11 protein-coding genes are annotated in these 12507 nt (G+C 39.1%); all 11 read left to right on the plus strand.

The window, feature by feature from the left end:
* Positions 1–9: 9 nt before the first annotated feature.
* The 11 genes from infB to MKY46_RS05605 all read left to right on the plus strand — a co-directional run bounded on the left by infB (position 10) and on the right by MKY46_RS05605 (position 12503).
* Positions 10–2301, plus strand: coding sequence for a translation initiation factor IF-2 (infB, locus tag MKY46_RS05555; protein ID WP_089932001.1), 2292 nt, complete (start codon positions 10–12; stop codon positions 2299–2301).
* On the plus strand, positions 2301–2579 hold the full coding sequence (locus MKY46_RS05560) for a DUF503 domain-containing protein (RefSeq protein WP_036121391.1): 279 nt from the start codon (positions 2301–2303) through the stop codon (positions 2577–2579). The genes infB and MKY46_RS05560 overlap by 1 nt, the downstream gene beginning before the upstream one ends.
* A gap of 78 nt (positions 2580–2657) precedes the next feature.
* Positions 2658–2999, plus strand: a complete 342-nt coding sequence (gene rbfA, locus MKY46_RS05565; protein WP_036121387.1) for a 30S ribosome-binding factor RbfA — start codon at positions 2658–2660, stop codon at positions 2997–2999.
* Positions 3000–3110: 111 nt separating this feature from the next.
* The gene (truB, locus tag MKY46_RS05570; RefSeq protein WP_036121383.1) at positions 3111–4022 is read left to right on the plus strand and encodes a tRNA pseudouridine(55) synthase TruB; all 912 of its coding nucleotides are present in this window, start codon (positions 3111–3113) and stop codon (positions 4020–4022) included.
* 12 nt (positions 4023–4034) lie between these two features.
* Positions 4035–4982, plus strand: a complete 948-nt coding sequence (gene ribF / locus MKY46_RS05575) for a riboflavin biosynthesis protein RibF (protein ID WP_036121380.1) — start codon at positions 4035–4037, stop codon at positions 4980–4982.
* Between the two features lie 173 nt (positions 4983–5155).
* The gene (gene rpsO, locus MKY46_RS05580) at positions 5156–5425 is read left to right on the plus strand and encodes a 30S ribosomal protein S15 (RefSeq protein ID WP_036121378.1); all 270 of its coding nucleotides are present in this window, start codon (positions 5156–5158) and stop codon (positions 5423–5425) included.
* Between the two features lie 458 nt (positions 5426–5883).
* Complete coding sequence (locus MKY46_RS05585; RefSeq protein WP_036121376.1) at positions 5884–6399, plus strand: DoxX family protein; 516 nt, start codon at positions 5884–5886, stop codon at positions 6397–6399.
* A gap of 897 nt (positions 6400–7296) precedes the next feature.
* Positions 7297–9411: a polyribonucleotide nucleotidyltransferase gene (gene pnp, locus MKY46_RS05590; RefSeq protein WP_058845147.1), complete on the plus strand. Its 2115-nt coding sequence runs from the start codon at positions 7297–7299 to the stop codon at positions 9409–9411.
* 91 nt (positions 9412–9502) lie between these two features.
* Positions 9503–10726 carry a M16 family metallopeptidase gene (locus MKY46_RS05595; RefSeq protein ID WP_089932003.1) on the plus strand — a complete coding sequence of 408 codons (1224 nt, stop codon included), beginning with the start codon at positions 9503–9505 and terminating at the stop codon, positions 10724–10726.
* 522 nt (positions 10727–11248) lie between these two features.
* The gene (locus MKY46_RS05600; RefSeq protein WP_197412998.1) at positions 11249–11434 is read left to right on the plus strand and encodes a hypothetical protein; all 186 of its coding nucleotides are present in this window, start codon (positions 11249–11251) and stop codon (positions 11432–11434) included.
* 73 nt (positions 11435–11507) lie between these two features.
* The gene (locus MKY46_RS05605; protein WP_340833816.1) at positions 11508–12503 is read left to right on the plus strand and encodes an ABC transporter substrate-binding protein; all 996 of its coding nucleotides are present in this window, start codon (positions 11508–11510) and stop codon (positions 12501–12503) included.
* Positions 12504–12507: the final 4 nt, after the last annotated feature.

The raw sequence follows: 12507 nt of genomic DNA on the forward strand, positions 1-12507 counted from the left end.
GGTGAGCAGATGACCAAAATCAGAGTTCATGAATATGCGAAGCAAGTGAATAAAACGAGTAAAGAGGTTATTGAAGCACTAAGTAAATTAAATGTGAGTGTAACAAACCATATGTCGATGTTGGAAAAAGATATTGTGGCAAAGTTAAACCAATCATTTAAAGCAACACCTGAGAAAAATGTAGCAGCAAAAAAACCCATTCAAAATATGGGGCAAAGACCTCAATCGAATGGACAGCAAAAACCACAGCATTCGGTGAAAATGCAAGAAGGACAAAGGCAGCAATCTGCTACTTCTAAGCCTAAAGCAAACAATCAGCAACACACACAGCAAAACTCAAATTCGTCTAACGAAAAATCTAAGAATACAAAAGGTAATCAAAATAGAAATATGACACAAAATAATAATAATAACAATAATAATAATAATCGTAGAGGTGGCGGTGGTTACAACCAACGTCCAAAACCAGGCATTCATGGAGGCAAACGTCGCCATCCAAAAACGCATCAACCGTCTATACCAGTAAAACAAAAGGAACTGCCAGAAAAAATTACTTTTGTTGAATCATTATCAGTAGCGGAATTAGCAAAAAAATTACACCGTGAGCCATCTGAAATCATTAAGAAATTATTTATGCTTGGTGTAATGGCAACAATTAACCAAGAATTAGATAAGGATGCAATTGAATTAATCTGCGCAGACTACGGTGTAGAAGTGGAAGAAGAAATTCGTGTAGATATTACGGATTTAGAAACACACTTCGAGCAAATAGAAGAAGTGAACGAAGCAGTATTATCAGAACGTCCACCAGTTGTAACAATCATGGGTCACGTTGACCACGGTAAAACAACATTATTGGATTCTATTCGTAATACGAAAGTGACAGCAGGAGAAGCCGGTGGTATCACACAACATATTGGGGCATACCAAGTAACGGAAGGCGACAAGAAAATTACTTTCCTTGATACACCAGGACACGCTGCTTTCACAACAATGCGAGCACGTGGAGCAAAAGTAACTGACTTAACCATTTTAGTAGTTGCTGCTGACGATGGTGTCATGCCGCAAACAGTAGAAGCGATTAATCACGCTAAAGCAGCCGAAGTACCAATTATTGTAGCTGTGAATAAAATGGATAAACCATCAGCAAATCCTGATCGTGTCATGCAAGAATTAACAGAGCATGGCTTAGTTCCTGAAGCATGGGGCGGCGAAACAATTTTCGTACCGATTTCTGCATTAAAAGGTGAAGGCATTGATACATTGTTAGAAATGATTTTACTTGTAGCCGAGGTTGGTGAGCTTAAAGCGAACCCAGATCGTTTAGCGCTTGGTACAGTTATTGAAGCACAGCTTGATAAAGGACGTGGCTCTGTTGCTACGCTATTAGTACAAGATGGAACATTAAAAGTAGGAGATCCAATTGTTGTAGGTCATACGTATGGTCGTGTACGTGCGATGGTGAATGACAAAGGTCGTCGTGTAAAAGAAGCTGGCCCATCGACACCAGTAGAAATTACAGGTTTAAACGATGTACCTCAAGCTGGTGACCGCTTCGTAGTCTTTGAAGACGAGAAAACAGCACGCCAAGTTGGTGAAACTCGTGCCATGTCAGCAATTCAAGCACAGCGTTCAGAAAAACAACGTGTTACGTTGGATAACTTATTTGAACAAATGAGCCAAGGCGAAATGAAAGAGCTTAACTTAATTGTGAAAGCTGACGTTCAAGGTACTGTTGAAGCAATGGCTGCCTCATTAATGAAAATTGATGTAGAAGGCGTAAATGTGAAAATTATTCACACAGGTGCGGGTGCTATTACAGAATCTGATATTTCTCTTGCAGCAGCTTCCAATGCGATTGTTATTGGATTTAACGTACGTCCAGATGTTAACGCAAAACGTGCTGCAGAAGAAGAGGGTGTAGATATTCGCTTACACCGCATCATCTATAAAGTAATTGAAGAGATTGAACAAGCGATGAAAGGTATGCTTGATCCTGAGTTTGAAGAAAAAATTATTGGTCAAGCAGAAGTTCGTCAAACAATTAAAGTATCAAAAGTTGGTACAATTGCTGGTTCATATATAACAGAAGGAAAAGTAACGCGTGATTCAGGTGTACGTGTAATCCGCGATAATGTGGTTATATTTGAAGGTGAGCTAGATACGCTTAAACGCTTCAAAGATGAAGTGAAAGAAGTAGCAAGAGGATACGAATGTGGTATTACGATTACAAACTTCAACGATATTAGAGAAGGCGATATTATTGAAGCCTATATTATGGAAGAAGTTAAACGCGTCTAATGATCGTTTATGCAGAGGTTGAATTCATCATTCAAACTGCCCATTCGTTAAAGGAAAAACGCGCTGTCTTACAGCGTATGATTACCCGCACAAAGCAGAAATTTAATGTTTCTATTGCGGAAATTGACCATCAAAATGTATGGCAGCGTACGAAATTAGGACTTGTTGCTGTTTCTTCATCAAAAGATGCAGCTGAACGGGAAATAAATCATGCGCTCCATTATTTGCAGTCAAATCCATCATGGGAACAGCTTGATGTGTGGCGAGATTATTTATAAGCAATAGTAGATAGCTGTAAGCTTGATACAGCAATGAAATGCACAGCTATCTGTACATCGAAATAGAGGTGACAAATTATGTCTCTACGTTCAAACCGTGTTGCTGAGCAAATGAAAAAAGAGCTTGGCGATATTATTGGCCGTAAAATAAAAGATCCGCGTGTTGGTTTTGTGACTGTTACAGGTGTTGATGTAACGGGTGATTTACAGCAAGCGACAATTTATATTACATCTTTAGGCAATGAGCGTGAACGTGAAGAAACGCTTAAAGCTTTAGTAAAAGCTTCTGGCTTCATTCGATCAGAAATCGGATCACGCATTCGTTTACGACGTACACCAGAACTACTCTTTGAATTTGATTCATCGATTGAATATGGTAACCGTATTGATTCATTGTTAAGAGGTTTACACAAAGAATAAGCTAAAAAAGTCTGCCACATGCATGTTAATGCAGGCAGACTTTTATCTTTATGGAAAAAGATTATGTCAATACGTAGTCGATGATAGAGAAGGTAACTGGGAGGCACTAATATGAACGGTATTTTACCACTTTGGAAAGAAAGAGGCATGACGAGCCATGATTGTGTCTTTAAATTACGGAAAATTTTGCGCACAAAAAAAGTTGGGCATACAGGGACACTAGACCCGGGAGTAGAGGGTGTGCTACCTATTTGTATTGGCCAAGCAACGCGTATTGCTGAATATTTAACCGATGCAGGAAAGGTCTATGAAGCTATCATTTCAATCGGCCGTACTACAACAACAGAGGATGCAGAAGGCGAAACGGTTGCGCAAGATCAGACCACAAAAAGCTTTTCTCGTGAGCAGCTGTTAGAGGTGTTAGCTACATTAACAGGTGTTATTGAACAAACGCCACCAATGTTTTCAGCGGTAAAAGTAAATGGAAAACGTCTCTATGAGTATGCCAGAAAAGGCGAAACGGTTGAAAGACCAACACGTCAAGTAACGATTTATGCTTTAGAGCTGCTTGATGAGATTGAACAATATGAGGGGCAAGAGATTACATTTCCGGTTCGTATTGCTTGCAGTAAAGGGACCTATATTCGTACACTAGCTGTGCAAATTGGTGAAGCTCTTGGCTATCCTGCACATATGAAGGAGCTCGTACGCACAGCCTCAGGCACCTTTACTCGTGATAACTGCTTTACATTAGCGCAGGTTGCTGAGCTAATGGATGCAGAGCAAGCAGCTACCTGTATTTTACCTGTCGAGTATGCATTAGCAGACTATCCATATATTGAGATTACTGCCGCCAATGAAAAAGAAATTTTCAATGGACAAGTGCTTCCAGCAGATGCATTATTAAAGAGTCATGATAAAATTGTGTTTGGAATCAATGGAAAGGCAGTGGCGGTTTATCAGGCTCACCCTACGAAGGATGGTTTGATGAAGCCACACAAGATGTTTCCGACGATAGAGTAGGAGGATTTTTCAATGGAGGTCATTCATTTAAAATACCCACATCAATTACAGCAACGAGAAAGCATGCAGCCATATTCGCTTGCTCTTGGCTTTTTCGATGGTGTACATAGAGGGCATCAGGCAGTTATCAAGACAGCGAAGGAAGAGGGAAATAAGCGGCAAATTCCGACTGCAGTGATGACATTTGATCCACATCCTTCATTAGTTCTTGGTGGACGTAATGAAAAAGTTTTTTATATTACACTCTTACAACAGAAATTACAGCTCTTTGAAGAACAGGGTGTGGATACGGTGTTTGTTGTCCATTTCACCTCTGATTTTGCTAAGCTTTCACCAGCAGCATTTATTGATACTTTTATTCGTGGATTAAATATTCAACATGTTACAGCTGGCTTTGATTATTCGTTTGGGGCATTCGGAAAAGGAACTATGGACGATATGCGTGCATTAAGTAATGGTGAGTATGGTGTAACCATTGTGGAGAAGAAAACAGACGATGTTGAGAAAATCAGCTCTACCCGTATCCGGAAGCTACTACAAGAGGGCGATATGGAAGAAGCTACAACACTATTAGGCAGACCATTTGAAATCAATGGGATTGTTGTACACGGTGATAAACGCGGACGTACTATTGGCTTCCCTACAGCAAATGTCCAAGCTTTAGAAGGCACTTTCATTCCAGCAAGTGGTGTTTATGCTGTTCGTTTACTCGTGCAAAATAACTGGTATGATGGTGTTTGTAATGTGGGCTACAAACCAACTTTCAAAGATCCAAATGATAAGCAATTATCGATTGAGGTCCATATTTTAAACTTTGATAAAAATATTTATGGTGAAGAAGTACATGTAGCTTGGTACAAACGGATTCGAAGCGAACGAAAATTCGATGGGATTGAGGCGTTGAAAGCGCAAATCGAAAAGGATAAACAAGAAGCTATCCGATACTTTAACGATTTGTAAGCGTCACAGCATGATGAGATGACAACATTCAAGCCGACGTTTTACTTGCTTGATCAAATGATTTATGGTAACATTCATAAGTGCATAAATGCTTAACCTTAGCTCGGTATATCGATGACTCCAACGTTTACTGTGCTAATGGGGATTCATTATATTTTAGGAGGTCCATTCAAATGGCTATTACAAAAGAACGTAAAAACGAAATTATCGCTGAGTACCGTACTCACGAAAGTGACACTGGTTCACCAGAAGTACAAGTTGCAGTATTAACAGAGGAAATCAACGCTCTAAATGCTCACTTACGTACACACAAAAAAGATTTCCACTCTGAGCGTGGTCTTCTTAAAATGGTAGGTCGTCGTCGTCACTTATTAAAATATCTTCGTGAAACAGACGTACAACGTTACCGTGAACTAATCAACCGTTTAGGCTTACGTCGCTAATTCAAAGCGCAAGTATAGCTGTATTAGACTGTAGACAAATTTTAGTTTGTCTACAGTCTTTTTTTATGGTTGAAACTTGCGACATATATGCAGCGTATTGTTCATAATGCAGGTTTATTCTCGTCTATTATTTTATGTTGTTCAACAATAAGCCATAACTTTATTACACAACGATGAACGAATCATCAAAACAATTTAGTATGGTTGAAAAGGATGGTATATTCTAATCACATTTCGCAACCAAATTCAAAAACTATGCGATAGTCTATCTTTGTTGCTGCTCAATGCATTGAACGAATTGAATAGTGGTTGTTTTTTCGTTTACGAATGAATAGTCATTTATAAAATGTTCACAATCTACGAAGGACAACAGGGTGCAAGTGTGGAGAATAGCTGATCTCTATAGATTTATTGAAGACCGTTGTGAAAAGTAAAAAATAGAGAGTAGGGATTGGTTAATGTTTAATACATTTTTAAGAGAGAATAACATTGTTGCTGCTATTCTAACAGCCGTGCGTATTTACTTGGGCTGGCATTGGCTGACAGCAGGTTGGAGTAAATTGACGAATGGATTTGATGCCTCAGGGTTTTTAACATTTGCATCAGAGAATCCTGTCATGAGTGGAGAAAAAGTGGTATATCCTACATATGTAAAATTTATAGAGTCATTTGCCTTGCCAAATGCTGAAATATTTAATGTGGTCATTCCTTGGGGAGAATTCCTTGTCGGTCTTGGCTTAATACTAGGGTGCTTAACTACATATGCAGCATTTTTTGGAATGGTTATGAATTTTGCCTTCTTGCTAGCTGGTACGATTTCTAGTAATCCATTTGATATTCTACTGGCGATCTTTATCGTTGTGGCAGGCTATAATGCTGGAAAATTTGGGCTTGATCGCTTCGTAATGCCTATCATAAGCAAAAAAATGAAGCTAGAAAAAAATACAATGCACTCCATGACGAAAACTACATAACTTACGATTTCATAAAATCAAATACCCTGTAGCAAATCGTTACAGAGTATTTGATTATGTTGTTGAAAAAAGGTGATAGCAATAGCAGAAAAAGAACCTTTCGCAAGGCGAGGGGTTGATTTCCGTTCCGCCAGTGTCCTTTCCAGGGGGCGTCCGATGAGCCGCTTCACTCACTGCGTTCGCTCCGGGTCTCAGCTATGACGCTAAATCCCCTAGGAGTGACGCTGGCTCCACTCAATCAACCATTCTACAAAAGTGTCTTTTCCTGAACAAAATTGCCCTTCATTTATATTATTAGAGAGAATAGGCTCTTATTTCAATGTAGAGAAGTGATGAGTGACAACACCTCTCTGTAAAATGAGTAGTGAACATCTTCACTCGAACCTTCGCTAAAAAGTGAACATTTTTATGGATTGGAGTGGAGGAAGCGGCTTGGCGCTCGCCTACAGGAAAGCAAGTAGCCTGCAACGGAAATCTACTTTCATCTTTCACAAAAATGCTCTAGATGGTTTTGTTTTTCAACACTAAGATCAAATACCCTGTAGCAAATCGTTACAGGGTATGATTGATAGTACCTCTATTTTTGTTTTAGCTTTACTTGCTATGTGACTTTCTTTATACTGATAAGATGTTGTATGATGAGCGCAATGTTATCATAAATTGATATTTAAGCTTGTACCTTTTGGTAGGAATCCATTGAAAATCCGTATACCAATGTAAAAAATGCTTTTTCAATAAAATATAGAAATAAATCTTAAATAAATTGGCAATAACTGAATTTAAATGTATGATTATTTCATGAAATATTATTTAGCATAGAACAAGCATTTTTGGTACACTTACTATTAGTACATACAGACGAAGTAAGTGTTTTTATAATAGAGAGGGGTTCATTGAATGAACGAAAAGAAAGTCTATTCCTATGAATGGGCTGGCCGTCCACTTGTAATTGAAGTTGGACAGTTAGCAAAACAAGCAAACGGAGCCGCATTAGTACGCTATGGCGATACTTCTGTACTTGCCACAGCAACAATGTCAAAATCACCAAAACCACTTGATTTCTTCCCATTAACAGTTAACTATGAAGAACGTCTATATGCTGCAGGTAAAATTCCTGGCGGCTTTATTAAGCGTGAAGGGCGTCCATCTGAAAAGGCGATTTTAGCAAGCCGTTTAATCGACCGTCCAATTCGTCCGATGTTCCCAGATGGTTTCCGTAACGAGGTACAAGTCATTTCGATGGTTATGTCCAATGATCCTGACTGTACATCTGAAATGGCAGCGATGGTAGGTTCATCATTAGCATTATCTATTTCTGATATTCCATTTGATGGACCAATAGCAGGTGTACAAGTAGGTTATATTGACGGAGAATTCATCGTTAACCCGACAGTGGAGCAATCGAATCACTCAACAATTCATTTATCTGTAGCAGGCAACAAAGATGCCATCAACATGGTTGAAGCGGGCGCACTTGAAGTGCCAGAAGAAATCATGTTAGAAGCTATTATGTTCGGTCATGAAGAAATCAAAAAAATCATTGCTTTCCAAGAACAAATTGTGGCAGAGGTAGGTAAAGAAAAGTTACCAGTGACATTATTTGAGATTGACGAAGCGATTCAAGCCGATATAAAAGCAGCTTGTGAGACTGATATGCATGATGCGATTCAAACTGCGGAGAAGCATGCGCGTGATGAGGCCATTCAAGCTGTAAAAGATCGTGTTATCGCTTCCTATGAAGAGCAAGAAGCCGACGATGAAACAATGAAACAAGTGTATAACATTCTTGATAAAATGGTAAAAGAAGAAGTGCGTCGTCAAATCACGGAAGATAAGATTCGCCCAGATGGTCGTAAGCTCGACGAAATTCGACCACTTTCTTCTGAAACAGGCTTATTACAACGTACACACGGTTCTGGTCTATTTACACGTGGACAAACACAAGCCCTATCTATTTGTACATTAGGGGCGCTAGGTGATGTACAAATTATTGATGGCTTAGGTGTAGAAGAATCAAAACGCTTTATGCACCATTACAACTTCCCTCAATTCTCTGTAGGGGAAACAGGTCCAATCCGTGGTCCAGGCCGTCGTGAAATTGGTCATGGTGCGTTAGGTGAGCGTGCGCTTGAAGCTGTTATTCCAGATGAATCGGCTTTCCCATATACAATTCGTTGTGTATCTGAAGTACTTGAATCAAACGGATCCACTTCACAAGCTTCTATCTGTGCATCTACATTAGCCATGATGGATGCAGGTGTACCATTAAAAGCACCAGTTGCAGGTATTGCAATGGGTCTTATCAAAAAAGGCGAGCACTATTCCATTTTAACGGATATTCAAGGGATGGAAGACCATTTAGGTGATATGGACTTTAAAGTTGCTGGTACAGCTAAAGGTGTAACAGCACTACAAATGGACATTAAAATCGACGGTTTATCTCGCAATATTTTAGAAGAAGCACTGACACAAGCGAAAGTTGGTCGTATGCATATTCTAGAGTCAATGCTTGCAACACTTGCTGAACCTCGTGAAAAATTGTCTGAATTTGCACCAAAAATTGTCATCGTGAAAATTAACCCAGATAAAATTCGTGATGTGATTGGACCTGGTGGTAAACAAATTAACAAAATTATTGAAGAGACAGGCGTTAAGATTGATACAGAACAAGATGGTACAATCTACATTTCTTCTGCAAATGAGGAAATGAATGCACGTGCAAAACAAATTATTGAAGATATCGTACGGGAAGCAAAAGTAGGGGAATATTACTTATCGACTGTGAAACGTATTGAAAAATTCGGTGCATTTTGTGAGATCTTCCCAGGAAAAGATGGTTTGCTACACATTTCCGAAATTCAAGAGGAACGTACAAAGCAAGTAGAAGATGTCTTAAAACTTGGCGATCAATTACTTGTGAAGGTTATTGAAATTGACAAGCAAGGTCGTGTGAATTTATCTCGTAAAGTAGTAATACAAGAGGAAAAAGAACGCGCTGAACAAGAAAAATAATAATGATTCCAAAGGCTGCGTATGATTGCGCAGCCTTTTTAAATAGTAGCAAAAAGACTAGTAGAGAATTTTTATAATTGGGGGAGATTTTTTGGTTCAAGTACATACATGTCAAAATGGTGTTCGGATAGTATCAGAGCATATAGATCATGTGAGGTCTGTTGCATTAGGTATTTTTGTGAATGCAGGTTCTCGCTATGAGCTACCAGAAGAAAATGGCATCACACATTTTATTGAACATATGTTATTTAAAGGAACAACAACTCGCTCAGCCCGTCAAATTGCTGAAGAATTTGATCGAATTGGCGGAGAGTTAAATGCGTTCACATCGAAAGAAAATACATGTTATTATGCAAAAGTTTTAGATCATCATGCAGAGCTTGCTGTCACAATACTAGCAGATATGTTTTTTCATTCTACGTTTGCGGAAGAAGAATTAGAAAAAGAGCGACAAGTGGTATTAGAAGAAATATTAATGAGTGAGGATGCGCCTGATGATGATGTTCATGAAAAACTGTGGAGTGTCATGTATCCGAATGATGCACTTGGTCGTCCGATATTAGGAACTGCTGAGACATTAAAGACTTTTACAGCTGACGCCATACGACATTATATGGACAAACATTATGGTCCAGAATCTGTTGTTATATCCATTGCAGGGAATATTTCAGCTCAGCTTATGCAAACGATTGAAGATTTATTTGGACACTACCAACCTTCTCCACAAGCGATTGCGCCTGTACTGACAAATCCTGCATTTTATCCAGGAGAAATGACGAAAATTCGTGATACCGAGCAAGCACATCTTGCGATTTCATATCCAGCAATTGGTGTGAAAGATCCAGATATGTATAGTTTTATTGCACTGAATAGTATTATTGGGGGCAATATGAGTTCTCGATTATTTCAAGAAGTACGAGAGGAACGTGGGTTAGCTTATTCTATCTTTTCCTACCAATCCTGTTATGCCGATGTTGGCGCGTTTACGATTTATGGTAGTACTAGTCGCCAGCAATTAGCTCAGCTTCAGCATACCATTGATGCTACTTTACTGGACATTGTCGCTGGTGGCATCACAGCAGAAGAGCTTGATAATGCAAAAGAGCAGCTGAAAGGTAGCTTTGTCCTTGGTTTAGAAGGCACGGGGGCCCGTATGAATCGCAATGGGACAAGTGAGCTGGTGCATCGTAAGCATCGTACTGTAGACGAGGTACTTGCATCTATAGATGCTGTATCCATGGAGTCAGTAGATCGACTAATTGCCAAAATTTTAAAAGCCGAACCAGCTATCTCGATTATTGGCCCAAGCGAATAAAAGAGCTTAAAATGATACTAATTATCCAAGTTATAACAATTTATTCATTATAGTAAAAAGGAGAACTTTGAATATTTCCAAGGTTCTCCTTTTAGTGTTGAAAAACAAAACAGTCAATTGAAAGGTAGAAATGGATTTCCGTTGCAGGCTACTTGCTTTCCTATGGGCGAGCGCGAGCGCCGGAGCCGCCTCCTCCGCTATCACTCCGTTTAGAGGCTCGCCTGTCTCGTTATCCCACGGGAGTCAAGTAGCCTCCACTCCAACCTACAAAAGTGTTACCTTTTTAGCAAAAGTTTTCAAATAAAGCGAAGGTCTTCACTACTCTTTATGGAGAGGTGTTGTCACACATCACTTCCCCACATTGAAAATAAGAGCTTATTCCCTCTAAAAATAATGGGCTATTTAATCGCTATATTACTATGAAAAAAAGTAAAGACACTTTGCAGAATGGTTGATTGGAGTGGAGCCAGCGTCACTCCTAGGGGATTTAGCGTTACAGATGAGACCATGGAGCGCACGTAAGTGAGTGAAGCGGCTCATCGGACGCCCCCTGGAAAGGACGCTGGCGGAACGGAAATCACCCCTTCCCCTTGCAAAGTTGCTTTTTCTGCCTTTGACATGATCTTTTTTCAACAACATGAGGAGAACTTTGAATATTTTCAAAGTTCTCCTTTTTTAATGTTTATTTTCTTCTCAATTAAGCATTGAAATTCTCAATTAACTTTGATAGTATGGATGATATTGAAAATCATTCGCATTTAAATTGGAGGATATTTATCTTATGAAAAAATGGCTTGCTGTCAGTACCCTTACATTATCACTAGCGCTAGCTGGTTGTGCAGATCAGGAAGAAAAGAGTACTGACAAAGAAATAAAAGAAGAAGCAACAACACAACAAGAAACAGCAGATACAGCTGATGTGCAAGAGGATGCATTTCAAGATGGTGTCGATGAGGAAGCATTCCAAAAGGTATTAGCAAGCTTCCCAACAACAGCACCAGAAAAAATTGTCACGACATCTGTGCCTTTAACAGAAATGTTACATCTTTTGGACATCACACCAGTAGGAGTGCCAACATCGACAAACCCTATCCCAGCAGACTTTGATTCTATTACAAAAATCGGCTCGCCAATGTCGCCCGATTTAGAGGTTATTTCAAGCTTACAAACAGACTTAATCCTTGGGGCATCATCATTACAAAGCTCACTTGATCAAGCACTACAGGGAATGAATTTACCGACAGCTTATTTACCAACGGATTCATATGAAGACTTAAAATTAAGCTTTAAAGTGCTCGGTACGTACTTTGGTAAAGAAGAAAAAATGAATGAGGTTTTACAAAATCTTGTAGCAAAAGAAAAAGAATTGGAAGAGAAAGCACAAGGAAAAGAATTACCATCTGTGATGCTTGTCATCGGTACATCTGATTCCTTTATGGTAATGAACGACCAATCCTACTTAGGAAGCTTAGTAGAACGATTAGGTGCAGACAATATTGCGAAATCGGTACTAAAAGCAGAATCAACGTATTCGCCAATGAATTTAGAAGATATTGTTGTAGCTGATCCAGACATCGTTTTTGTTTTAGCATCAGGTGATCATGGAGCAAATGAAGATAAATTTAAACTAGAGATTAAAAAGAATAGTGCATGGCAACAATTATCAGCCTATAAAAATGACAAAATCTATATGCTTGATTATAGTACATTCGGTGTCACATCCATTACAAATGCTGAGAAAGCACTAACAACAATTGCAGATTATTTTTATAAATAAGTTC

The sequence above is a fragment of the Lysinibacillus sp. FSL M8-0355 genome, assembly GCF_038008985.1.
GTDB classification, from domain to species: Bacteria; Bacillota; Bacilli; order Bacillales_A; family Planococcaceae; genus Lysinibacillus; species Lysinibacillus fusiformis_D.